Origin of the sequence: Pseudophaeobacter sp. TrK17 (assembly GCF_042192375.1) — a bacterium.
Taxonomy (GTDB): Bacteria; Pseudomonadota; Alphaproteobacteria; order Rhodobacterales; family Rhodobacteraceae; genus Pseudophaeobacter.
The window spans coordinates 3,863,371-3,885,999 of the sequence record NZ_CP071700.1 but is presented as its reverse complement, the minus strand read 5'-3'; the positions used below and the strand labels follow the sequence as shown (position 1 = coordinate 3,885,999).

The 22,629-nt window shown below is 60.5% G+C and carries 20 protein-coding genes; 12 read left to right on the top strand and 8 right to left on the bottom strand.

The window, feature by feature from the left end; genetic code table 11:
- Positions 1 to 9: 9 nt before the first annotated feature.
- Positions 10 to 192 (bottom strand): zinc-finger domain-containing protein, encoded by a 183-nt coding sequence (locus JZI28_RS18525; protein ID WP_375698544.1) that lies wholly within the window; start codon positions 190 to 192, stop codon positions 10 to 12.
- An 82-nt stretch (positions 193 to 274) separates the two neighbouring features.
- On the opposite strand from JZI28_RS18525, the gene JZI28_RS18520 reads away from it, so the two are divergent.
- Complete coding sequence (locus JZI28_RS18520; RefSeq protein WP_297339918.1) at positions 275 to 1,204, top strand: ABC transporter ATP-binding protein; 930 nt, start codon at positions 275 to 277, stop codon at positions 1,202 to 1,204.
- 61 nt (positions 1,205 to 1,265) lie between these two features.
- Here JZI28_RS18520 and JZI28_RS18515 read toward each other — a convergent pair whose 3' ends face one another.
- A complete protein-coding gene (locus JZI28_RS18515) occupies positions 1,266 to 2,120 on the bottom strand; it encodes a hypothetical protein (RefSeq protein ID WP_375698543.1) in 855 nt (284 codons plus the stop codon).
- Positions 2,121 to 2,241: 121 nt separating this feature from the next.
- Here JZI28_RS18515 and JZI28_RS18510 point away from each other — a divergent pair, with 121 nt between their 5' ends.
- Positions 2,242 to 2,382: a hypothetical protein gene (locus JZI28_RS18510; RefSeq protein ID WP_158441640.1), complete on the top strand. Its 141-nt coding sequence runs from the start codon at positions 2,242 to 2,244 to the stop codon at positions 2,380 to 2,382.
- A gap of 11 nt (positions 2,383 to 2,393) precedes the next feature.
- On the opposite strand, the gene JZI28_RS18505 is transcribed toward JZI28_RS18510, so the two are convergent.
- The gene (locus tag JZI28_RS18505; RefSeq protein WP_040176196.1) at positions 2,394 to 3,740 is read right to left on the bottom strand and encodes an IS1380 family transposase; all 1,347 of its coding nucleotides are present in this window, start codon (positions 3,738 to 3,740) and stop codon (positions 2,394 to 2,396) included.
- 440 nt (positions 3,741 to 4,180) lie between these two features.
- Positions 4,181 to 4,645 (bottom strand): DUF1203 domain-containing protein, encoded by a 465-nt coding sequence (locus JZI28_RS18500; RefSeq protein WP_375698542.1) that lies wholly within the window; start codon positions 4,643 to 4,645, stop codon positions 4,181 to 4,183.
- A gap of 417 nt (positions 4,646 to 5,062) precedes the next feature.
- On the opposite strand from JZI28_RS18500, the gene gpmI reads away from it, so the two are divergent.
- The 5 genes from gpmI (at position 5,063) to JZI28_RS18475 (ending at position 11,582) form a co-directional block, all read left to right on the top strand.
- Positions 5,063 to 6,580 (top strand): 2,3-bisphosphoglycerate-independent phosphoglycerate mutase, encoded by a 1,518-nt coding sequence (gene gpmI, locus JZI28_RS18495; protein WP_375698541.1) that lies wholly within the window; start codon positions 5,063 to 5,065, stop codon positions 6,578 to 6,580.
- Between the two features lie 41 nt (positions 6,581 to 6,621).
- On the top strand, positions 6,622 to 7,770 hold the full coding sequence (locus JZI28_RS18490; RefSeq protein WP_295455691.1) for a murein hydrolase activator EnvC: 1,149 nt from the start codon (positions 6,622 to 6,624) through the stop codon (positions 7,768 to 7,770).
- A gap of 7 nt (positions 7,771 to 7,777) precedes the next feature.
- Complete coding sequence (locus JZI28_RS18485) at positions 7,778 to 9,118, top strand: S41 family peptidase (RefSeq protein WP_295455689.1); 1,341 nt, start codon at positions 7,778 to 7,780, stop codon at positions 9,116 to 9,118.
- A gap of 202 nt (positions 9,119 to 9,320) precedes the next feature.
- Positions 9,321 to 10,418 carry a ribosome small subunit-dependent GTPase A gene (gene rsgA, locus JZI28_RS18480; protein WP_375698540.1) on the top strand — a complete coding sequence of 366 codons (1,098 nt, stop codon included), beginning with the start codon at positions 9,321 to 9,323 and terminating at the stop codon, positions 10,416 to 10,418.
- Positions 10,419 to 10,511: 93 nt separating this feature from the next.
- Positions 10,512 to 11,582, top strand: coding sequence for a bifunctional transcriptional activator/DNA repair enzyme AdaA (locus JZI28_RS18475; RefSeq protein WP_375698539.1), 1,071 nt, complete (start codon positions 10,512 to 10,514; stop codon positions 11,580 to 11,582).
- 109 nt (positions 11,583 to 11,691) lie between these two features.
- On the opposite strand, the gene JZI28_RS18470 is transcribed toward JZI28_RS18475, so the two are convergent.
- The 3 genes from JZI28_RS18470 to JZI28_RS18460 all read right to left on the bottom strand — a co-directional run bounded on the left by JZI28_RS18470 (position 11,692) and on the right by JZI28_RS18460 (position 13,777).
- Positions 11,692 to 12,063 (bottom strand): hypothetical protein, encoded by a 372-nt coding sequence (locus JZI28_RS18470; protein ID WP_348152330.1) that lies wholly within the window; start codon positions 12,061 to 12,063, stop codon positions 11,692 to 11,694.
- A gap of 10 nt (positions 12,064 to 12,073) precedes the next feature.
- Positions 12,074 to 12,835, bottom strand: coding sequence for a DUF6478 family protein (locus tag JZI28_RS18465; RefSeq protein ID WP_375698538.1), 762 nt, complete (start codon positions 12,833 to 12,835; stop codon positions 12,074 to 12,076).
- Between the two features lie 117 nt (positions 12,836 to 12,952).
- Positions 12,953 to 13,777 (bottom strand): hypothetical protein, encoded by an 825-nt coding sequence (locus JZI28_RS18460; RefSeq protein WP_375698537.1) that lies wholly within the window; start codon positions 13,775 to 13,777, stop codon positions 12,953 to 12,955.
- A 422-nt stretch (positions 13,778 to 14,199) separates the two neighbouring features.
- Between JZI28_RS18460 and JZI28_RS18455 the strand changes: the two genes are divergently transcribed.
- The 4 genes from JZI28_RS18455 to JZI28_RS18440 all read left to right on the top strand — a co-directional run bounded on the left by JZI28_RS18455 (position 14,200) and on the right by JZI28_RS18440 (position 20,695).
- Positions 14,200 to 17,424, top strand: coding sequence for an ABC transporter transmembrane domain-containing protein (locus JZI28_RS18455; protein ID WP_375698536.1), 3,225 nt, complete (start codon positions 14,200 to 14,202; stop codon positions 17,422 to 17,424).
- Entirely contained in the window at positions 17,421 to 18,311 is an 891-nt protein-coding gene (locus JZI28_RS18450) for a lysostaphin resistance A-like protein (RefSeq protein WP_375698535.1), read from the top strand. Before JZI28_RS18455 ends, JZI28_RS18450 begins: the two co-directional genes overlap by 4 nt.
- A gap of 61 nt (positions 18,312 to 18,372) precedes the next feature.
- A complete protein-coding gene (gene accD, locus JZI28_RS18445; protein ID WP_348152319.1) occupies positions 18,373 to 19,317 on the top strand; it encodes an acetyl-CoA carboxylase, carboxyltransferase subunit beta in 945 nt (314 codons plus the stop codon).
- 103 nt (positions 19,318 to 19,420) lie between these two features.
- Positions 19,421 to 20,695 carry a bifunctional folylpolyglutamate synthase/dihydrofolate synthase gene (locus JZI28_RS18440; protein WP_375698534.1) on the top strand — a complete coding sequence of 425 codons (1,275 nt, stop codon included), beginning with the start codon at positions 19,421 to 19,423 and terminating at the stop codon, positions 20,693 to 20,695.
- Between the two features lie 161 nt (positions 20,696 to 20,856).
- Here the strand turns inward: JZI28_RS18440 and zapE are convergent, their stop codons facing one another.
- On the bottom strand, positions 20,857 to 21,930 hold the full coding sequence (gene zapE, locus JZI28_RS18435) for a cell division protein ZapE (protein ID WP_375698533.1): 1,074 nt from the start codon (positions 21,928 to 21,930) through the stop codon (positions 20,857 to 20,859).
- 117 nt (positions 21,931 to 22,047) lie between these two features.
- On the opposite strand from zapE, the gene JZI28_RS18430 reads away from it, so the two are divergent.
- Positions 22,048 to 22,611: a hypothetical protein gene (locus JZI28_RS18430; protein WP_375698532.1), complete on the top strand. Its 564-nt coding sequence runs from the start codon at positions 22,048 to 22,050 to the stop codon at positions 22,609 to 22,611.
- Positions 22,612 to 22,629 lie beyond the last annotated feature (18 nt).

Genomic DNA, 22,629 nt, shown 5'->3' with positions numbered 1-22,629 from the left:
GCCAGGGGATCACGCAGCGGAGTCTACATGATCCTTATGGATGAATTTGCAGTCGCAATAGGGGCATTCGACAAAGCCGTCGCCTTCGGGGATCTGCAGGTAGACCCGGGGATGACCCAGCGCGCCTTCGCCGCCATCGCAGGCAACGCGGTAGGTTTCAACGATCTTGGTTTCGGGCGCTTCAATAGTCATCGCTGGCGGTCCTTTTGAATTTCGGCTAGGCGCATGGGTGAACCATGTATGTCTGATGCCAAAACCGGGGGCAAGTACTGCTATGAGAGATGATGCAATCCGTATCGAAAGCTTGCGCAAAACCTACATAGGCGCCAAGGGCCAACCGGAAAAGCAGGCCCTGAAAGGCATCGACCTGACCATTCCGCGCGGATCTGTCTTTGGCCTGCTGGGGCCCAATGGGGCCGGTAAGTCCACCATGATCAACATCATGGCCGGTCTGGTGCGCAAGACTTCGGGCCGGGTGACGATCTGGGGGTTTGATCAGGACACCAACCCCCGCCAAAGCCGCGCCGCCATTGGGGTGATGCCGCAGGAGCTGAACCTGGATCCCTTCTTTACCCCGCGCGGCGCGCTGGAGGTGCAGGCCGGGTTGTATGGCGTGCCAAAACAGCAGCGCCGCAGCGATGAGATCCTCGAGATGGTGGGGCTGACGGACAAGGCCCATGCCTATGCGCGCACCCTGTCGGGGGGCATGCGGCGGCGGCTCTTGCTGGGCAAGGCGCTGGTGCATCACCCGCATATTCTGGTGCTGGATGAACCCACCGCCGGGGTGGATATCGGGCTGCGGCAGATGCTGTGGGAAAACATTCGCAAGCTGAACCAGCAGGGCATGACCATCATCCTGACCACCCATTACCTGGAAGAGGCCGAAGAGATGTGCGACGAGATCGCCATCATCGACCAGGGCGAAGTGGTGGCGCGCGACAGCACCGCCAATCTGTTGGGACGGCTGGATGCGAAATCCATGGTGGTGCATCCCGCCAGCCCGGTTGAAACCCTGCCGCAGGGCGCCGGCATCACCGCCGATCTGCGCGACGATGGCGCGGTTCTGCTGCGCTATCACGGCAATACAACCAGCGCCGAAGAGGTGCTGGCCGCCGTCCATGCCGCCGGCATTTCGATCCGCGACGTCAAAACCGCTGAGGCGGATCTGGAAGATGTTTTCCTGGCGCTAACGAAGTCTGGTTGAACGGGACCGGTTGCAGCCCAAAGCGGACACGTCTGACAGCTTCCGGCTTCTAACTGAGAGCCTAACTGTAGCGTTTTCTAAGTTCCTCGGTCCAAGTGTTCCAAAGGTTGCACTTGGACAAAATCAAAAATCTTGCGACTTGCTGAACGTTGTTGACCTCATAAGGTCCGAGACGATTGGTCTTTGAAGAAAATGCGTGAGCAGTCATTGTGTTGCGCAAGTACTCGCAAAAATTGATCGTGTCTGGCACTGAAACCTGGCGATCTCGGACCTCAACACCATCCGAATGTTCCGAAAGCTGGTTGATCATTTCATATACCGGCACTTCGGATTGATCACCACGGGTTACCCAATCAATCGTTCTTTCCGGATCAATACCAGCCTTTCGCAAACGTCCCTTGAATGGCCCTAAAACCTTCGGGCTCCACACAAAAGTCCCTTCTCCAATTGATCGCGGCACCTCACCGCTTGCTTTTACGCCGAGATCAAGTTCTTCGATGGCCGAATATGCAAGGTTTATCGCCACTGAGGTTCCTACGTGCGAGGCGAAATTGTCGGTGTGTTTTTCAAACACTTGCCCGCTAAGAGGGTGCATTGACCACGGCGTGACGCATTCGGTTTCGTAGCTCTGTGCCAACTTGTGAATGGCATATATAAGCTTCTTGTTCCGCCAAGCTTCAGCGGCGATGGCGACCGCAACTGGCAGCCTATGACCGTAGGTAAACCATTGAAAGAGGCCATCGCTCCGAAAAAGGTTCTCAAAGGCTATTTCCCGATCTGCTTCGTCGTCAGAGAGTTCGAACCCGTAAGCAGGTGGGTTTTTAATAACCGGGAACCCCTCAAGAATGACATACGCTGCGCAGACCAATTGAATAATATTGTCAGCCTCGGTTTGCTCAGTCTCAAGCAGAAGCAACCTCCCGCCTTGTTGTCCTTCGCGTCGGACACCTATGTCCTTTAACCTGACATTCCCCAAGTGGAACGTCCTCCCGCCCACCTTGCCGCTGTTCTGCGCTCCTATCAAGCCTCTTGGACCCATGGTGCCGTTGTTCGGGCATCTGACGCGCGAACTGAGCACGATTTCCGGTCTCGGGGGCGAGGTTGATCCGGATATTGGTCTGACCGACCCCCGTATGGATAGACCGGTTGAGCCGCTTTTGTTCAGGTTTTATGATTAACGATGTTGTCATTAGGGAACCGGCGGTGCGCGCAGCCGATGTATGGCCGCAAGGATGCGGTTGAACAGATCGCCGCTGACAGCCACCTCGGCCAGTTGGAAGGTGATTGCACGGGCGTGACGCACAACCCTCGCACCAATCTTGATCAATCGCGTCTGCAGGCTTGTCAGTGACCAGTCGGCTATCTCATCAGGTAGATCAGTGCCCTGTAGGAAGGCACCGATATTGTAAGCCAGTGCATGGAGTTGCAGCCGCACCTCGTTCTGCGCCATGCCTTTGCAGGACAAACGGGTCCAGTTGATCGCCTGCTTGCCTTCCTTGATGTATTGCTCGGCGGTGCCGCGTTGGTTGTAGAAGCGGATGATCCAGTCGGGTTCCATCGGCATGTTGGTGACCACGAAGCCCACGCGCGGGAACAACTCGCTGGGATGCCATTCCACCTTGGCGATGACACGACGAGGTTTGTCCCAAGATGCCGCCTGATATTGGAAGTCGCCGTAGATGCGCTTCACGCCTTTTGGCGGACGACCCACAGGGCGCTTGAGCAGATGCGCAATCTTGCCCTGAAGAACGCGATTGGCCCGAAGGCGGATGGCGTAGAAATAGTTTTCCAGTTCCAGAGTTTTGTATAGCTCCGGGATGGCGAACGCAGCATCCCCCCGGAAGAACCGCATCAGGTGACGATCCGCATATCGCGCGATGACGGGCTTCAGAACCTCTTCCCACCCATCTGCGCTGTGAACATTGCCGGGGCGCAGGGCGCAGCGTTCCAAATGGCCAAACTGGTTGAAGACGAACAGCGGGTGATAGCACATGCAGCCGAAATGCCCGTTCCAAGCGGTGCCTTCTTGCGCGCCGTGGGTGGGACTGACTGAACTGTCCATGTCGAGCGTGATCCACTTGGGCGGTTTGCGATTGTGAACCCGGTCGATCCAGTGTCCTGATAAATCCGCCAGCACAGTGCGATTGTCGGTTGCCGCCAACACCTCGGTCTCGAACCGTCCCATCTGGCTCGCAGACGCGGCCTTGGCCTCAACGGCACGCCCTCCAACGACCTGCCGCATCACCGGATCAAGCGATAAACGGTCCGCGTCATTAACATCATCATATCCGGCCAGCCGCCCAAAGACCGACTGGCGCAACAAGCCGACCAGTGAGTGCAGGCGATTGTGGCCAGTTCGCGTGTCTCTCAGAAATCCGCCCGCAATGTCGTGCAGGCCGAGCACTTCATCCAATTCCCTGAACAACAGTAATCCACCGTCCGAGCTGATCTTGGAACCATGAAACTCCAGCCGGACCCGGCGGTCAAAACTGAGCCGCCCATCACCCGTTTCGCGTGCACCCTCTGGGTGATCCATAATCCACCACCTTCAGCCAAATTAACATACTGAAATATAACACATTAGTGGCCGTTGGAGGCGCGAAAACGTCAAGTTACTTGGGAAATGCGGGTTAACGCACTGGCTTGAGATAGTTCGCTGATCCCTCCTCTTTCGGAGAAGGCATATCGCATTGATGGGTCAGGAATGTCTCGTGTGGACCAGTTCGCAGTGGCGCAAATTGAATGGATCAAATCAATTTCACTGGGTCTAAACAAAAGGAAGCTACAAAACTCTGGCATTGGTCCTCCGTGAAATATGTATGATCTGTAATCGTTTGGTCCAACTTTGCAAAGCCCGCTCCCTGCGCATTGTTGCCATTGATGTGTTGCCCTGCCCCCGTACGCTAGGGCCGGGGGTGGGCAATCTTCCTTGCCAAATCCTTGCTCTGTTTCGCGGGCGAAACATTTGCGGCGCTGTCAGGCCCGGTCGATGCGGGCTTGGTAGCAGTTGTTGCGGGCGGATCGAATATGGACATAGGCGACGCGGTCATCTGCAAGAATGGTCCCCGCCTGCTGCATCATCTGCGCCTGCGGGATCACGATGCCGGTGCCGTAAACGATGCGGTCCTCGGTGGTGTAGCCCTTGATCAGATAGTCGGGGGAGCGTGTCAGCGCCTCGGGAAGCTTAGCGCTGGCGTGGCGGGGGCAGGGGGCGGCACAGAGGAAGATTGGACCGGTTTCCGCATAGGGCTGCGCCGTGGCAAAGGGGCGATGGGCCAGGATCAGCATCTCGGCACCCTTGGGAATATAGCGTAGGCAATGGCGGCAGGGATTTCCGCCACCGTCCGATGTCACGCGTTCTGGCAGCTGGCCATGGGCGTCCGTCCCGCCGTTCTGCAGCTGGCGGGTGATCTCAGTAGGGAGGGCGGTGATTTTGGTCATCTGGGGGTCCTTCTTGGAGACGATTGGCTGTGATCCTGGCGTAGATCCCGATCTGCAGGCGACCCGAAACATGCGGGTAATCAGCCGGGGTATTCAAAAGGGGGGCTCCCGCCCGGTGGCAGTGCATCACAGATGCCCAGCCCACCCGTTGGGCCCGGCGCGCAGCGCTCCTGCGGAGGCTCGCGCGCGGCGCCTTGGGCAGCCAAGGAATATGTAAGCGCAGCGCAGGTCCTGGCTGAGACTTCGGATATTTTGGTCTCGGATCTGGCCCGCCGGGGGGGGGGGCTTTTGCCGCGTCGGGGCGGATGGTGCGACTGATAACGCCACCTGTGACAGGTTGTCGGTTCACCCCGAGGGGGCAAGCGGTTAGAAGACGGGGACGATCTCTTTCACCTGCCCTTGCTCCGGAGCTTTGACATGTCCACGCCCAAACCCGTCGTTCTGTGTATTCTTGATGGTTGGGGCAGTGCTGCGCCGGGAGCGGCCAATGCGCCGCATCTGGCACAGACGCCCACTTTTGATGCGCTGATGGCAGCGGGTCCGCAGGCGCGACTGGTGACCCATGGGCCGGATGTGGGACTGCCCAGCGGCCAGATGGGGAACTCGGAGGTGGGGCATACCAATATCGGTGCTGGCCGGGTGGTGGCGATGGATCTGGGTCAGATTGATCTGGCGATCGAGGATGGCTCTTTTGAACAAAATCCGGCACTTTTGGATTTTATCGCCAAGCTGCAAGAAACTGGCGGTGCGGCGCATCTGATGGGGCTGGTCTCGGATGGTGGGGTGCATGGGCATATCAGCCATATCCTGGCGGCGATCCGGGCGATCACTGCAGCGGGTGTGCCGGTTTGGCTGCATGCCATCACGGATGGGCGCGATGTGGCGCCAAAATCTGCCTACGGGTACTTTGAACAGCTGAAAGAAGGCCTGCCCAGAGGCGCCAAAATTGCCAGTGTTACCGGGCGCTATTTTGCCATGGACCGCGACAACCGCTGGGAGCGGGTGAGCGAGGCCTATAACGCCATGATCAAGGGGGAGGGGCGCTCGGTTGCGGATGCGCATGACGCTGTGACCCATGGCTATAACCAGTCGGAAACCGATGAATTCATCGGGGCCAGCGTGTTGCGCGGCTATGAGGGGGTGCAGGATGGCGACGGGTTTTTCTGTCTCAACTTCCGCGCCGACCGCGCCCGTGAGATTCTGCGCGCCATTGGCGAGCCGGGCTTTGCCGAGTTTGACACCGGGGAGCGCCCGAAACTGGCGGCGCTTTTGGGCATGGTGGACTACTCCAAGGCCCATAATGACTACATGACAACCGCCTACCCCAAGGCCGAGCTGGTCAATACCCTGGGCGAATGGGTGGCCAAGCAGGGCAAACGCCAGTTCCGTCTGGCGGAGACCGAGAAATATCCGCATGTGACCTTTTTCCTCAACGGCGGCAAGGAAGAGCCGGAACAGGGCGAAGATCGCGCCATGCCCAAATCGCCCAAGGTGGCGACCTATGATCTGCAGCCAGAGATGAGCGCGCCGGAGGTGACAGCGAATTTCGTTGCGGCGATTGAGGCCGGCTATGATCTAATTGTGACCAACTACGCCAACCCCGATATGGTTGGCCACACCGGTGACATTCAGGCTGCAATCAAGGCCTGCGAGGCGGTGGATCAGGGGTTGGCCCAGGTGGTTGCGGCCTTGGAAAAGGCCGGTGGCGCCATGCTGGTCACGGCGGATCATGGCAATTGCGAGGTTATGGTGGATCCCAAAACCGGTGGCGCCCATACCGCGCATACCACCAATCTGGTGCCGGTGGCGCTGGTTGGCGGGCCAGCGGGGGCTGGGCTGCGCAATGGCCGTCTTGCCGATCTTGCCCCCACCCTGCTAGAGCTTATGGGCTTGCCCAAGCCGGAGGAAATGACCGGTGAGAGCCTGCTGACCTGAGACCCAGACCAAAACGACCTGGCCAAAAAGATCTGAACCATATGACCAACCGCGCCGCAGGGCTGCTTCTTTTTGCATTGATCAGCTTTGCCGCACCGCTGCAGGGGCAGCAGGCGCCTGCCGAGGCGGCACAGGCGGCAGCGGATCAGTTGGAGGCGGCAACGGTGGCTTTGGAAGCCGCCGAAAGTGCGCGGGATCGGGTCAAGGCGCTGACTGGCACGGTGCGCGCCTATGAGGCCGGGCTGGGGGCCATGCGTGAGGGGTTGCGGCGGGTGGCGCGCCGCGAATCGCAACTGCTGACCCAGCTGAAATCCCGCGAAGACGACGTGGCAGAGCTGTTGGGCATCCTGCAGACCATAGAAACTTCTGCGCCGCCGGTGCTGATGCTGCATCCTTCGGGGCCGCTGGGGGCGGCGCGCTCGGCCATGATGGTGGCTGAGGTAACACCGGGGCTTTATGCCCGCGCCGAGGCGCTGCGCCGTGACCTGGAAGAGGTGCAGACCCTACGCCTGTTGCAGCAAAACGCCGCTGGCACCCTGGAAAAGGGTCTGTCGGGGGTGCAAGAGGCCCGGACCGCCCTGTCCGCCGCAATTGCTGACCGCACCGACCTGCCGCGGCGCTTTACCGAAAACTCCGTGCGCACTGCTATTTTGATTTCCTCGACTGAGACACTGACGGGATTTGCCAGTGGATTGGCTGAAATTGCCGGTGGTGCTGAAAAAATTACGCCCCTCTCAGTGGATATCAGCGCCCAACGGGGAGAGCTTGACCTGCCGGTTGAAGGCCTGCTGCTGCGCGGCTTTGAAAAACGCGATGCGGCGGGGATTGCCCGTCCCGGCCTGCTGATTGCCGCCCGGCCCCGCGCCTTGGTGAGCACGCCAACGGCGGCGACAATCCGCTACCGTGGCCCGCTTTTGGACCTTGGCAATGTGGTGATCCTTGAACCACAGCCGGATACGCTTTTTATTTTGTCAGGACTGGCAGAGGTGTATGGTTCAGCCGGTCAGGTCATTCCCGCAGGTACGCCGGTGGGCCTGATGGGGGGAAGTGCTCCGCAGGCTGGTGCCATTTTGTCACTAAGTGGTGAAGGGGGTGGAACTGACCGGACAGAAACGCTCTATATAGAAGTTAGAATGGATAACAGCCCGGTGGATCCTGCAACATGGTTCCGCATCGGAAAAGGTGGATGAAGGTTTCATGAGAAAATTTGCCATGGCGGCTATTGGCGGCACGCTGGCCGGAATCGTTGCAACAACCTATGTGGCCGGCCCGCTGCTGGCGCAGGAGACGGACCGCGAAGCAACGGTCTATGAGCAGCTGGATCTTTTTGGCGATATCTTTGAGCGTATTCGCGCCCAGTATGTCGAAGAGGTTGACGAGAAAGAGCTGATCGAGGCGGCCATTGGTGGCATGCTGTCGTCGCTTGATCCGCATTCCAGCTATCTGAAACCAGATGATGCGGCCAGCATGCAGGTGCAGACTCGCGGTGAATTTGGCGGACTCGGCATCGAGGTGACCCAGGAAGAGGGCTTTGTCAAAGTTGTCTCCCCCATTGATGGCACCCCGGCGGATGAGGCTGGCATGGAAGCCGGCGATTTCATTACCCATGTGGATGGCGAAAGCGTGCTTGGCCTGGGTCTGAACGAAGCGGTTGACCTGATGCGCGGTCCGGTGGGATCTGAAATTGTGATCACTGTGGTGCGCGAAGGCGAGGGAGAGCCCTTTGATGTGTCGATCATCCGCGACACCATCAAGTTGACAGCCGTACGGGCACGCACCGAAGGCGAAACCGTGGTGCTGCGGATCACCACCTTTAACCGTCAGACCACCCCCAACCTGGTATCCGGTTTGCAGGAACAGATCGAAGAGGCCGGCGGCATCGACAAGGTCAGCGGCATTGTGCTGGATCTGCGTAACAACCCCGGCGGCTTGCTGACTGAGGCGATCAGCGTTGCTGATAGTTTCCTCGACAGCGGCGAGATCGTCTCGACCCGTGGCCGCAACCCAGAAGACGGCGAGCGTTTCAACGCCACCCCCGGGGATCTCTCTGGTGGCAAACCCATCGTGGTGCTGATCAACGGTGGCTCTGCTTCGGCGTCTGAAATTGTCGCCGGTGCACTGCAGGATCATCGCCGCGCCATCGTTGTGGGCAGCAAAAGCTTTGGCAAAGGTTCGGTTCAGACCGTGATGCCGCTGCGGGGCAATGGCGCCATGCGCTTGACCACGGCGCGTTATTACACCCCCTCTGGCCGGTCGATCCAGGCGCTGGGCGTGTCCCCCGACATCGTGGTCGAGCAGCCGCGCCGCACCGCCGAGACAGAAGAGGCCGAGGAAGAGAGCGCAGCCCGCCGGACCCGCACCGAGGCGGATCTGCGTGGCAGCCTCAACAACGACAGCCTGACCGAGGATGAAATCCGCCAGATCAAAGAGGATCGTGAGCGGGCAGAAAAAGCCGCTGCACTGCGTGAGCAGGATTACCAGCTGGCCTATGCCATCGACATCCTCAAGGGTCTCGTTGCCCTGGGGCCAAAGCAATAACCGGGTGTGAAATATCAGGGGCGGAGTCCCTGAATTTTCTGCCAGATACTGATCAGGACCGCTCCTTTGGGGGCGGTCCTTTTTTGTCACCAAGGGAACCGCAGCGGGGCAGCGAACGCAAAGGGGCTTTAGCCGACTGGCAATCTGTGGTTCTTAGCGCGCAACCTGTGCTGCCACGTCTCCGTAAGAAAGCAGATCCTTTATGACCACCCGGGATGATCCCCAAGCGCCAGCAAGCGGTGTTGATCAGGGCGCTCCAGATCAACACGGCGCAGAGCTGTCCGTGCTGGAGAAGCTCGGCTGGCAGCCGTTCTTTGCCGATCAGGTGGTGGGAGAGGATCTGGAGCAGACCCCGCCGGTGCGGGTTGTCGAGGCCCATCGCAGCGGGTTGCGCGTTCAGGGGGACGGTATCGACCAGCTGGTGCCGCCGAAACTGGCTGCCACGGTTGGTGACTGGGTGTTGCTCGACCGGGTGTTGCCAACCGCCAGTCGGGTGCTGGAGCGCAAAAGCCTGTTCAAGCGGCGCGCTCCGGGGCATGACCGCAGTATCCAGCTGATCGCGGCCAATACCGATACCAGTTTTATTGTCACCTCCTGCAATCCCGATTTTAACCTGGCCCGGCTGGAACGCTATCTGGCGCTGGCCTTTGAGGCCGAGGTGACGCCAGTGATCCTGCTGACCAAGCCGGATCTGTGCGACGATCCTGCGCCCTATGTGGAACAGGCGCAAAGTATCTCGTCGCGGGTGCCGGTGGTGCTGCTGAATGCCAAAAGCGATAGCGCCAAAGACCAGCTCGCGCCCTGGTGCAAACCGGGTGACACGCTGGTGTTTCTGGGCACCTCGGGGGTGGGGAAATCGACACTGGTCAATGCTCTGTTTGGCCGGGACACCGCTGAGACGGCAGAAATTCGCGAGGATGATGCCCGCGGACGCCATACCACGCGGCACCGGCAGATGCGGTTCTTGCCCAATGGCTGCGCGGTGATGGACACGCCGGGCATGCGCGAGCTGCAGATGGCCGAGGCAGAGGCGGGCATTGCCGATCTGTTTGAGGATCTGACCGACCTCGCCGGTCAGTGTAAGTTCCGCAATTGCAAACACGAAAACGAGCCCGGCTGTGCCTTGATCGCCGCCCGTACGCGCGGTGATCTTGATCCCGTGCGGCTGGAGCGCTGGCGCAAGCTGGTTGTCGAGGACCGCAGCAACACCGCGTCGCTGGCGGAGCGCAAACGGGGCGGCAAGGCCCTGCGCAAAACCATCCGCAGCATGAAAAAGCTGAACAAGAAGCTTGGCCGCTGACGGCGCAGCGCAATTTGGCGGATGATTTGCTTTTTCGACAGTAACGCCCGGAAACCGGCGACGGCGGGCCTATGGATTGGCTAATCTGCTGCCATGATGTTTGACCTGCCTGATTCCCAAACGCTTTATGCCGCGCTTTGTGCCCGTGATGCCAGTTATGAGGGACGCGCCTATGTTGGCGTCTCTTCCACTGGTATCTTTTGTCGCCTCAGTTGCCCGGCGCGCAACCCCAAGTTCGAGAACTGCCAGTTCTTTGCCTCTCCCGGCGCCTGCATCGAGGCCGGTTTTCGTGCCTGCAAACGCTGCAAGCCGCTGAAAGCTGCCGCCGGGGATGACCCGATGGTGCAGCCGCTGATCGACGCGCTGGAGGCGCGTCCGACCCACCGGTGGCGCGAGGATGACCTGGTGCAGCTGGGTTATGATCCGTCGACCGTGCGGCGGGCTTTCAAGCGCCATTTTGGCATGACCTTTCTGGAAATGGCGCGGCAACGGCGGCTGCGTGAGGGCTTTACCGCCCTGTCCGCCGGAGAGCCGGTGATTGCCGCGCAGATCGATGCGGGCTTTGACAGCCCCTCGGCCTTTCGCGCTGCTTTTGCCCGGTTGGTTGGCATGGCCCCCGGTGCCTTTCGCAAGGATGCGCTGCTGTTGGCGGATTGGATCGATACGCCGCTGGGGGCGATGATTGCCATCAGCTGTCAGCACCAGTTGCATCTTCTGGAATTTGCCGATCGCAAGGCCCTGCCGCGGGAGATGCAGCGGCTGCAAAAGGCGCAGCCCGGCGGCATTGGCTTTGGTCGCCCGGCACCGACGCAGCAGATTGCGGCGGAACTGGCCGACTATTTTGCCGGAACCCAGGCGCGATTTGATACGCCTCTGGCGCTGCATGGCACCGAATTTGAACGGCAGGTCTGGCGCGCCCTGTTGCAGATCCCGGCGGGTGAGACCCGCAGCTATTCGCAGATCGCCCAGGAGCTGGGCCGCCCGACCGCAACCCGGGCGGTGGCACGGGCAAATGGCAGCAATCAGATTGCGGTTGTCATTCCCTGCCACCGGGTGCTTGCGGCGGATGGCAGCCTGACCGGCTATGGCGGCGGGCTGTGGCGCAAGCAGCGCTTGATCGAGATCGAGATCGAGACCGGCTACCGCAAAAGAATGAGCGCATGATCTGTGCCACTGACGCTGGCGTCTTTGCCGCTTCTGCTCAGAATAGCTGGTTGGTCTGAACTCTGGCTTGTGATGACCCGCAGGTTACGGGGGGCGGGGGCAAAAGCAGTTAGCTGGTTTCCAGGCAATGGCGGCGAAAGGCGCGTTTCAGCATGTCCAGTTCGGCCCGTAACAGATCAATCTCGGCGCGCATGTCATCTACGGCGGCCTCCCCGGCGATCAGCGAAAAGCTTTCCAGTTTCTTGCCGCCTTCGGCGATGACAAAGGTCTGCACCCCATCAGAGATCGCCTGGGCCGGAATGGTAATATGCAGGGCCCACTCGCTGGCGGTGCTGCCCTCGCTGATTGAGAGACCTTCGATGGGTTGGTCCTGATAGAGCACCTGAATATCCGGCGGCAGGCCGCTGTCGCCTGCGTTCTGGATTACCCCTTCCCAGGTGCCATTTTGAAAACGGATCTTGGTGACGGTCAGGTCGCTCATGTTTTGGGCCTCAGATATTGGCGCGGCGGTGGCGCGCAAAAGTCAGATCGCGCAGAATGACTTGGTTCATGTCAGGCGCCTCAAAGATGAGGTCGAGCCAGATACGCTCGATGCGCTTTTCGTTCAGATCGGAATAGGCGAGGTCAAACTCCACGGTGACGTTCTTTTCACCCAAGGGCAATTCGCGCACCAATTGTTCGGTGTTGGGGCCGTGGCGAATATTGAGACGGGCAAAAATTTCGATGGGCTTTTCGGTCTCTATTATGCTGTCGATGCGCATCAGATGATGCCGCGACAGGCCCTGGCAGGCCTCAGTCGGGAGGTCGAAGACCAGCGACAGGAAGGATCCGTCAAAATTAAACACGTCCATGCGCAGGCCAAAGGGGGCGAGATCCTCTTCGCGGCTGTTGCGCAACTGGCGCAAAGTCAGCTCCGAAATGCTGCAATCGTGAAACAGGGTGATTTCGTCACCAAGCTTGGATTTGGAGGGCACCGAGGAAATTCCCGGTGTCGGCATTGGTCCGCGCCACAGCTCGGGCCGCCAGGACCAGTCGGTGCCATGGGGACGTGGAAAAAAGGAGGTACCAATTTGCGGCAGGGCCAGACGTCCTTCGGCGACATGGATCAACCGGTCCAACTCCCCCCGCAGCGCACGGGCCTGGTTTCGCAGTTGGCGCAGCTGTGACAGCGGCATGCGTGCGGCCTGGGCTGTGCCCTGCTGCCAGCGCCGCAGGGCGCGCCGATGAAACAGCTTGTTTAGAAAACCGCCCATATTGCGTTCTGCACCTTTTGTTATGTTTGGCCTTTTGCCCGCAGCTTCTGCCTTGGGCGTTTTTGTTCAGCAGGTCTGGCCGCAGGCGGGTGGGTTCGACCGAGCCATCGACCTTCTTTACTCTGTTGTCAATCTAGCCGTGGAAGAGCTGTGAAATAAACCGCGAATCCGCCGCCCCAGCGAGAGTTTTTCCGCCGGAGCGTTCTGCGCGAGGGCAACAACAGCATCTGATGGGGGCCTGGCTGTTTCGGAGCGCGCCTTTGGCCGGAGGGAGGCAGCTGCCGACGGCTGCGCCAGAGGGGGCGACTGCTGGTCCTGGGGCGAGAGAGGCGCAGGCTGCGGCGCTGTTATCAAGCTGGCATTTTGACTGCGCCGGGTCATCTCGGTCAGCAGCTTGGCGCCGGCCGGTCCCAGTAGGCTGCTGCCGTCGGGGGCATAAAGCGCAAGGACAACCAGATGGTTGTTCACCACAAAGGCCCCCCGCCAATGCTGGTCACTGGCGCCAGAGCCGCCCATGGCATTATGGCCTGGCCACTGCAACCGGACCAGGGGCAACAGGCCCTTGTCATCATAATACAGCAGCTTTGCCCCCGTGGCAGTCTGGGCCAGCTCTGTGGTTGAGGGCGCCTCAGCCCTCTGGGCCGGGCCGATGGTGGCGGTGATGACGGCAGCACGGTTTCGCCCGAACAGACTGGGGCCATGCAACAGATTGCAGCGGGGCAGCAGGGCAAACCCACCATCGGCATCCTGGCGCAGCATGGTGGTGTCGATGCAATGGCCCGCAGGCGCAACCAGTGTGACCTTGCCCTGGGAAAACTGGGCCTGGGTCTTTGTTGGGGCGCGCGCGGTCTGGCTGTGCTGATCCTTGTTCTGTTCACCGCGGGTGGCAAAGGAAAACCCCGCCTGCGGCAGTGTAGAACAGGCGGACAGCGCACAGGTCACCGCCAGCGCCGCGAGGGGCCTCAGGCCCGCAAAGCGCCTGCTTGCTCTTGCTGTCCCGTCTTTTGGCGTTCCGTGACCAAAGCTCCAACACTGAGAGGGCGCTTTGGCCGTGGTGACTGGGGGCCTATGCTGTCTGAAAGGCCGACAGGCTGTGGTGAAATTCATCTCTGTTGGTCTTCTGACCTGGCTCGGTCAGCCTCTGTTGCCCCGCCGCCGGGGGTCTGTTGGTTTGGTCGCGCAATAAATTTACAGCTTTGTGGCTGCAACGACAAAGTTGCGTGACCTAGATCACCTTGGCTTTCTTAAATTTGGTGCATAGGTTTGCCAAGTTTAGACACAGTGACTCAATTTCTGCCGCAGGCGGCAAGTCAGAGCCACTCGCAAGGCTCAGCCATGCAGCTTTTATGCAACAAGGACCGGACATGCCGCGCACGCTGTTTTCATTTATCTGGCGCTATTCAAAGCGGCAGCAGATGGGGCTATTGGCACTAACCTTGCTGATATTTCCGTTTCTTTTTGCGTCTCTGGAACTGCCCAAACGGATCATCAACGATGCCATTGGCGCGCCAACGCCCCGGGTCGAGGTCTGGGGCCATGAGATGAGCCAGGTCGAATATCTCTTGGTGCTGTGTTGTGGCTTTCTGGCGGCGGTGATTATTGCCGGGGTGTTGAAGATGCGCCTCAACACCGCCAAGGGGGTGACGGCGGAACGGCTGTTGCGGCGGCTGCGCTATACCCTGATCAGCCGGATGATCCGCTTTCCCAAACCCTATTTCCGCACCACCAGCCAGGGCGAGCTGGTGTCGATGATCACCTCGGAAAGCGAGCCCATGGGGGGCTTGATGGGGGATGCGCTGGCGCAGCCGGTGTTTCAGGCGGGGCAGATGCTGACCATCGTGGCCTTTTTGTTCATGCAAAGCGTCTGGTTCGGATTGGTCTCTATCGCGCTGATCCCCCTGCAGGCCTGGCTGATCCCGATGTTGCAGCGCCAGATCAACCTGCTGAACAAGGAGCGCATCCAGCAGGTGCGCGCCCTGGCCGCCGAGATTGGCGAGACCGCCGCCGGGATTTCCGATCTGCGCGGCAATGGCGGCTGGCGCTATCGGCTGGCGCAGATCTCGGATCGGCTGGGACGCCTGTTTGAAATCCGCCGCCGGATCTACAACAAGAAATACTTTATGAAGTTCCTCAACAACCTGATCGGCCATATGACCCCCTTTGTGTTCTATTCCGCAGGAGGGGTGCTGGCGATCCGGGGGGAAATCACCGTTGGGGCGCTGGTGGCGGGGCTGGCGGCCTATAAGGATCTTTCCGCCCCCTGGAAGGAGCTTTTGACCTATTACAACCAGATGCAGGATATGGGGCTGCGCTGGTCGGTTATGACAGAACGGTTTGCCCCCAAGGACATGATTGATGCCAATCTGATCGAAGGCATGCCGGATAATCTGCCGCATCTGCGCGGGGATGTGGTGTTTCGCAATGTCTCGCTGCGCGACAGTGAGGGCAACATGGTGATCGAAAACCTGTCCCTGACCATTCCCCAGGGCGCCCGGGTGGCGGTCAAAAGCAGCAGTGATGCCGAGCGCGCCGCCTTTGCCCAGCTTCTGACCCGCGAGGTGCTGCCAACGCGGGGCTCGATCACCGTGGCCGGACACCGGCTGGAGGCGCTGCATCAGGCGGTGATTGCGGCGCGGGTGGGCTATGCCCATTCCCATCCCTACCTGTTTTCAGGCTCGCTGGGCGACAATGTGCTGATGTCCCTGCGCAGCGCCCCCAGCCTGCCGCGCCCCTCGACCACGGTCGAGCGTCAGATTGCCGAGGCGATCCGGGCCGGCAACAGCCCCGACCCGCTGGAGGCAGACTGGGTGAGCCCGGCGCTGGCGGGGCTGGGCTCGGAAGACGATATGCGTGACTGGTGGTTTCAGCTGATCGAGGCCATGGGCGCCGACCAGCACCTGTTTCGCCGCACCCTGCACGCCCAGCTGCAACCCGGCGCGCATCCACTGCTGGAAAAGCACATCGTACGGCTGCGGCCGCTGATCAAGCGTCGGCTGATCAAGGCCGGGCTGGACAGCGCGGTGCTGCATTTCGACCCCGAGAGCTTTAACCCGGCGGTGCCTCTGGCGAGCAATATGCTTTTTGCAACCCCGACCCGCGACATTGCCCCCGAGGAGCTATTGGCGCCGGGGCAGCTGTTCTATCAGGTGATCCGGGATCAGCAGCTGGCCGAGGAAACGCTGGAAATTGGTCTGGGGGTGGCCGAGACCCTAATCAAGACCTTTGGCCGCGACGATCTGGATCATCCGCTGTTTCAACGTCTGGGCCTGGACGCAGAGCTCTATTGTCGCCTGTGCAATGCGGCCGAGGAATACGCCGCGCTGGAGAGCGCTGGGCGCAGTGAGCCCCGCAGCAGGGCGGGGGCGCGCAGTGGCCGTCAGGGCCTGAGCGAGGCGTCACGCGCGGCGCTGATGACGCTGCCTTTTCTGCTTTCGGCGGAACAGATCGGCCCTGGATTTCCCGCAGCCTTCAAGGCCCGCATTCTGAAAATCCGCGCCACCAGCGGCGGCGCGCTGACAGCCCGTTCCCAGGGGTTGTTTGTGCCGTTGAACGCAGGCAGCTATGTGCCGCGCCTTTCGGTGATGGAGAACGCGCTGTTTGGCAAGGTCTCGCTGCATGCCGGGGATAAGGCGCGCCAGGTGGAGGCCCTGGTGAGCGAGGTGGTGACGGACCATGGCTTGCAAAAACGCCTGGCGATGATCCTGTATGATCTGCCCACCGGCCTGGGGGGCTCGCTGCTGGATCCGGTGTTTCAGGAACGCGCTGCCTTTACCCGGGCGGCTATCAAACGGCCGGACGTGCTGATACTGGATCGCGCCCTCGCCAGCCATGATTCTGACAGCCGCCTGCGCACCCGTGACAGGCTGCGGGCGCTGATGCCCGCGACCACGATGATTTTCCTTGAGGAAGAGTTCCGCCACCCGGAACGCTATGATCTGTTTGTCGAGATCCATGACGGCCATATCAACGGGCGCGTCGGCGGTGTCGAACGCCGTCAGAAAGACCGCTCCGAGGGTCTGGTTGCCGAAGATTTCCGCCAAAAGCTGGATGTGATTGGCCGGGCGGGTCTGTTTACCCAACTGGATGCGCGCAACCAGCGGCTGCTGGCCTTTTCTGCCCAGTGGCACCGGGTCGCTGAGGGCGATCTGGTCTTTGCGCGCGGCGAGAGCGGCGATGCGGTGTATCTGTGTCTTGAAGGTCGGGCAGAGCTGCTCTGGCTGGAGGCGCTAGCTGACATGGCTCCGATAGCGGTGATTGAACCTGGCCGGCTGATTGGCGATTTGGCGGTGATCCTGCGGCAGCCGCGTGAAATGGACCTGCGCGCGGTGGAACCCTGCCTGTTCCTGCGGATTGGTGCCGAAGAATACCGCGCGGTCATCGAAAGCGACGCGGGCGTCGCCACCCAGTTGCTGGAAACGGTTTCGGGGCATCTGGTGGCTCTGGCCTCCAAGGTGCGCGCGGCGGGCTTGCCTGCCATGGGCTTTTCAGGCGACGTAGAAACTGCTGCTGAAGTCTCCAGCAGTGACACGGGTTTTGCGCCAAAAGAGCGAATAGAGCCAAAAGAGCCAAAAGAGGATGAACCAAGATGAGCTCAGGCTCCGCCTACGCCGCCCATGAAGTCCTGGTGGCACCGGGGCGATCCAGAGCGCAGCTCTGGCGTCTGCTGCTGGGGCTCGGCCTGATTGCGATGGTCAGCTATGGCCTGCAGATCGTAACGGTTGTGGTTGTGCTGGGCTTTACCTCGGTCGAGTGGTTGCTGGCATTGGAACAGGGGAGTACCCCCGAGGCCCTGTTGATCCTGCTGGCGAGCTTTGGGTTTATGACACTGGGTGTAGGCTTGGCGGCGCGCCTGCTGCACGAGCGCTCCCTTGTTGGTCTGATCGGGCCACCGGGGTTGGCGGTGCAGCAGTTTAGCCGGACCTGTCTGGGGGTGGCGGCTGTCTTTGTGGTTATCATGATTTTGCCCCCCTATGATTTTGGCGCACCACTTGTGACCAACCTGCACTGGCAGCTTTGGCTTGGCCTGCTGCCGCTGTCACTTTTGGCCCTGCTGATCCAGGTCAGCGCCGAAGAACTGGTGTTTCGCGGCTATCTGCAACAGGCGCTGGCGGCGCGTTTCAGTCATCCGGTGATTTGGCTGGGGCTGCCTTCGGCGCTGTTTGGCGCGGCGCATTACATGCCGCAAGAGGCCGGGGAGAATGCCCTGCTTTTGTGCCTGTGGGCCACGGGGTTTGGCCTGCTGATGGCGGATCTCACCGCCCGTGCCGGCACCCTGGGGCCTGCCATTGCGGTGCATTTTGTCAACAATATCGTGGCCCTGTTGATCCTGGGGTCGCCCAGCAGTCTGCATGGGCTGGCGCTTTACCTGCTGCCCTATGAGCTGTCGGATGTGGCGGCACTGCGCCCCTGGCTGTGGGTTGACTGCGCGACGACACTGGTCCTGTGGTTGGTGGCACGGCTGGCGATACGGCGCTGATTGCAATTCGGCGCAAGGCAGCTTATCTGGGGTCCAAACTGGCTCCCGCTAGAGGCATGATATGAACTGGATCACCAACTACGTCCGCCCAACGATCAACTCGCTGTTTTCGCGTCGCGAAGTGCCCGAGAATCTTTGGCAGAAATGCAGTGAATGCGGCACCATGCTGTTTCACCGTGAGCTGAGCGATAATCAGAACGTCTGCACCAGCTGCGGCCACCATATGCACATCACTCCGCGCGATCGCTTTACCGCGCTGTTTGATGGCGGCGTGTTCTCTGAGGTTGCGGTGCCAGAGCCAATCACCGACCCGCTGAAGTTCCGCGATCAGAAAAAATACCCTGACCGGATGAAGGCGGCGCAGAAAAAGACCGACGAAAAAGAAGCCATGCTGGTGGCGTCCGGTGAAATTGGCCGCACGCCAATCATCGCTGCGGCGCAGGATTTCTCCTTTATGGGGGGCTCCATGGGCATGTATGTGGGCAACGCGATTATCGCTGCCGCCGAAGAGGCCGTCAGGCTGGGCCGCCCGCTGGTGCTGTTCTCGGCTGCTGGCGGCGCGCGCATGCAGGAAGGCATCCTGTCGCTGATGCAGATGCCCCGCACCACGGTGGCGGTGCAGATGCTGAAAGAGGCCAACCTGCCCTATATCGTGGTGTTGACCCATCCCACCACCGGCGGCGTCACCGCCTCTTATGCGATGCTGGGCGACGTGCATATCTCCGAACCCAACGCGCTGATCTGTTTTGCCGGTCCCCGGGTGATCGAACAGACCATTCGCGAAAAGCTCCCCGAAGGTTTTCAGCGGGCGGAATATCTGCTGGATCACGGCATGCTGGACCGGGTGATCCCGCGCACCGAAATGCGCGCCGAGCTGATCACCATTATCCGCATGTTGATGGGGCTTCCGCCGCAGGTGGTGGGGGATCTGCCCGCGCCGGTTGCCGACCCAGAAGCCGCGAATGAGGCAGAAGATGCCGCAGAAACAGCTGCGACAGAGAGCTGATTGACCCTATAGTGTTTTGACGCGGCCCGCCTTTCTTGGGTGGGCCGTTTGTCGTTTTGCTGATCCCGTCCTCCCCCCCTTTGCTGCCGTTGAGTGTGCCCCTATGACCCAGCCGACATCTGACGCCATCCTTGCCCGTATGCTGGCGCTGCACCCCAAGATCATCGACCTGACCCTTGATCGGGTCTGGCGCCTGCTGGAACGTCTGGACAATCCGCAGGACAAGCTGCCTCCGGTGATCCATTTGGCCGGCACTAATGGCAAGGGGTCAACCCAGGCGATGATCCGCGCCGGGCTGGAGGGCTGGGGCAAATCCGTGCATGCCTATACCTCGCCGCATCTGGCGCGTTTCCATGAACGTATCCGTCTGGCAGGAGAGCTGATCACAGAACAGCATCTCACCGAGGTGCTGGATGAATGCTACGCGACCAATGGCGATGAGAGCATCACCTATTTTGAAATCACCACAGTGGCTGCTCTTCTGGCCTTTGCCCGCACGGCGGCGGATTACACCCTGCTGGAGGTGGGCCTGGGCGGGCGGTTGGATGCCACCAATGTGATTGCCCAACCAGCGCTCACGGTGATCACGCCGATCTCTATTGATCACGAACAATTCCTTGGCGATACCCTGACCAAGATCGCCACCGAGAAGGCCGGGATTATCAAACGAGGGGTGCCGGTGGTTGTCAGCCCGCAACCGGATGAGGCCCTGGAGGTCATCGAGGCCACAGCTGCGCACCTGGGGGCTCCGTTGATTGCCTCTGGTCAGCAGTGGCATGTGAGCCAGGAGCGCGACCGGCTGGTGTTCCAGGATGAGCGTGGCTTGCTGGACCTGCCGATGCCGGCGCTTTTGGGGGCGCATCAGGTGCAAAATGCCGGCGCGGCGCTTGCCGCCCTGCGCCATCTGGGCGCGGAGGAAGCCGCCTGTGAGGCCGCCATGACACAGGCGCGCTGGCCTGCACGAATGCAGCGGCTGACATCCGGTCCGCTGGTTGCGGCGGTAGGACAGGCCGAGCTCTGGTTGGATGGTGGCCACAACGCAGCGGCCGGGCTGGCGCTGGAACAGGTCCTGGCGGGGCTGCCGAAGCGGCCGACCCATCTGATTTGCGGGATGCTCAACACCAAGGATGTCAGCGGATATCTGGCGCCCCTGGCCCGGCAAGCCCAGAGCCTTACAGCCATCTCAATCCCTGATGAAGTCAACACCCTGCCAGCCGAGGCAACCCAGTCCGCCGCGCAATCGGTGGGGCTGCAGGCCACAACCGCCGCAAACGCTGCTGAGGCTTTGCAGGCAATTTTGCAAAAAGCGCCAGACTGCCGCGTGCTGATCTGTGGCTCGCTTTACCTTGCAGGCCATATCCTGCGTGAAAACGGCTGATCAGGTCCGGCAAGGGGGGGCTCCCGCCCGTCTTGGATCATTCTTGCTGAATGATCCTCGCCCGTTGGGCCCGGCGCCGCTGACGCGGCGCGGTGGCGCTTTCATTTGGTCTGAAATATCCTGGGGCTTAGCGCCGGTACTGCAGGGGGGGGAAAGCCGCCTTACTCTGCCTGGCCCCAATCCTGATCCTGCATCTCGCGTAAGCGCGAGGCTGTGCGCTCAAACTCAAAGGCGCCATCCCCTTCGACATAGAGAAACTCTGGCTCTGCTGCGGCCGAGCAGATCAGCCGGACCCGCGCCTCATACAGGGCATCAATCAGGGTGACAAAGCGCTTGGCCTCGTTGAAGTTGTTGCGGCTGAGCCGGGGGATATCCTCCAGCACCAGGACTTTCACCTCTTCGGCAATGGCGAGATAATCCCCTGGGCCGAGCATCTTGCCGCAGAGATCAAAGAAACGCGCCCGGGCCACACCATTGCGAAAGGCCGGCAGGACCACTTCGCGCCCCTTTACCTCCAGGGTAAGCGGCTGTGCATCGCCCCCGGAGAGATCCTCCCAGATGGCCTGCAGGCTGGCACGGGCCTGCGCATCCGCCGGCGCAAAATAGACCTCGCTGCCCTTCAGGCGGTCCTGGCGGTAATCCACCGGGCTGACCATCTCCCAGATCTCCATCTTTTCCTTGATCAGGTCGATGAAGGGCAAAAACAGCTGCCGGTTCAGCCCGTTCTTATACAGCTCATCGGGCAGTCGGTTGGACGTGGTCACCACGCAGACATCTGCCTTGAACAGGGCCTCAAACAACCGCCCAACAATCATAGCATCGGTGATGTCAGAGATCTGCATCTCGTCAAAGGCCAGGACCCGCACCGAGTCTGCCACCTCCTGCGCTACCGGCGCCAGCGCGTCCTGCACCCCCTGCTGACGGGCATCGTGCATCTTGGCGTGGATCTCCTGCATGAAGGCATGGAAATGGACCCGCCGGGACGGGATATCGCCGAGGCTGTCGACAAAGAGATCCATCAACATGGATTTGCCACGCCCCACGCCGCCCCACAGATACAGACCTTTTGGCGCAGGCGGCGGGCTGGCGCGGCGAAACAAGCCACGTTTCACCGGCTCGGCCTTCACGCCGGCTGAGATCCGGTCGAATTGCGGCAGAACCGCCTCTTGTGCGGGGTCGGGGCGCAGATCGCCATCGGCAATCTTTTGGGCGTAAAGCGTGCTGAGATTGGTCATGGGCTAGGCTTAGCGCGAAGGTGGTGGGATGGGAAGTCAGTGTAGCTGCCTGTGGAGTGACAGAGGAGAAAAAGCTGTCTAACGTCACTGCTGTGCCGGGGGGAGACAGGACGCTTTATGCAACAGATCAAATTGCCTTGTTGGCCCCATGCGGCGGCGCTCCTGCTTTTTGTTTTATCGGGCCTTTGGGCTGCCGCGCCCGTTTCTGCCCGCGATAACCAGTTTTCCCTTCTTACAGGTTTGACCTTGTTCAAACACATGAAAGAGAGTGGTGACTGGGATATCACAGTCTTGCCGGAGGCTATTGAATACGTCTGCTTGACTTGCGAGGGCCCGGTTGTGGCGCGCCTGGAAAGAGCTGTCCCCTATGGCCCTGGTGACTATGGCTCGGCTTCACAGCGCTACCTTGCGGAACGAAAGGAGTTTTGTGCAAATCTTGTTGCCGATAGGGATGGGCGTTGTGTCTCTCACCGTACAATAAGATGGAGCATGGTCCTTCACGGGTTTCGCTTTCAGTATGAGATAGGCCACGAAGAGGTCACTGAAATGGTGTTTTTTTATCCCGAGTATGACGTGGGGCAGGTGAAACTTGTGACTGTGATCCTCCATGGGGAGAAAGGCGTAAGTCTACCAGACTTCCTATTGAAGGCTCATATGGCGCGTATGACTCCGTTCTATTAGAGATCGTTGGCCTTTCGT

Coding starts and splice junctions, on each gene's coding strand:
- JZI28_RS18525 (WP_375698544.1), bottom strand. CDS start 192: ATGACTATTGAAGCGCCCGAAACCAAGATCGTTGAAACCTACCGCGTT.
- JZI28_RS18520 (WP_297339918.1), top strand. CDS start 275: ATGAGAGATGATGCAATCCGTATCGAAAGCTTGCGCAAAACCTACATA.
- JZI28_RS18510 (WP_158441640.1), top strand. CDS start 2,242: ATGGTGCCGTTGTTCGGGCATCTGACGCGCGAACTGAGCACGATTTCC.
- JZI28_RS18505 (WP_040176196.1), bottom strand. CDS start 3,740: ATGGATCACCCAGAGGGTGCACGCGAAACGGGTGATGGGCGGCTCAGT.
- JZI28_RS18500 (WP_375698542.1), bottom strand. CDS start 4,645: ATGACCAAAATCACCGCCCTCCCTACTGAGATCACCCGCCAGCTGCAG.
- gpmI (WP_375698541.1), top strand. CDS start 5,063: ATGTCCACGCCCAAACCCGTCGTTCTGTGTATTCTTGATGGTTGGGGC.
- JZI28_RS18490 (WP_295455691.1), top strand. CDS start 6,622: ATGACCAACCGCGCCGCAGGGCTGCTTCTTTTTGCATTGATCAGCTTT.
- JZI28_RS18485 (WP_295455689.1), top strand. CDS start 7,778: ATGAGAAAATTTGCCATGGCGGCTATTGGCGGCACGCTGGCCGGAATC.
- rsgA (WP_375698540.1), top strand. CDS start 9,321: ATGACCACCCGGGATGATCCCCAAGCGCCAGCAAGCGGTGTTGATCAG.
- JZI28_RS18475 (WP_375698539.1), top strand. CDS start 10,512: ATGATGTTTGACCTGCCTGATTCCCAAACGCTTTATGCCGCGCTTTGT.
- JZI28_RS18470 (WP_348152330.1), bottom strand. CDS start 12,063: ATGAGCGACCTGACCGTCACCAAGATCCGTTTTCAAAATGGCACCTGG.
- JZI28_RS18465 (WP_375698538.1), bottom strand. CDS start 12,835: ATGGGCGGTTTTCTAAACAAGCTGTTTCATCGGCGCGCCCTGCGGCGC.
- JZI28_RS18455 (WP_375698536.1), top strand. CDS start 14,200: ATGCCGCGCACGCTGTTTTCATTTATCTGGCGCTATTCAAAGCGGCAG.
- JZI28_RS18450 (WP_375698535.1), top strand. CDS start 17,421: ATGAGCTCAGGCTCCGCCTACGCCGCCCATGAAGTCCTGGTGGCACCG.
- accD (WP_348152319.1), top strand. CDS start 18,373: ATGAACTGGATCACCAACTACGTCCGCCCAACGATCAACTCGCTGTTT.
- JZI28_RS18440 (WP_375698534.1), top strand. CDS start 19,421: ATGACCCAGCCGACATCTGACGCCATCCTTGCCCGTATGCTGGCGCTG.
- zapE (WP_375698533.1), bottom strand. CDS start 21,930: ATGACCAATCTCAGCACGCTTTACGCCCAAAAGATTGCCGATGGCGAT.
- JZI28_RS18430 (WP_375698532.1), top strand. CDS start 22,048: ATGCAACAGATCAAATTGCCTTGTTGGCCCCATGCGGCGGCGCTCCTG.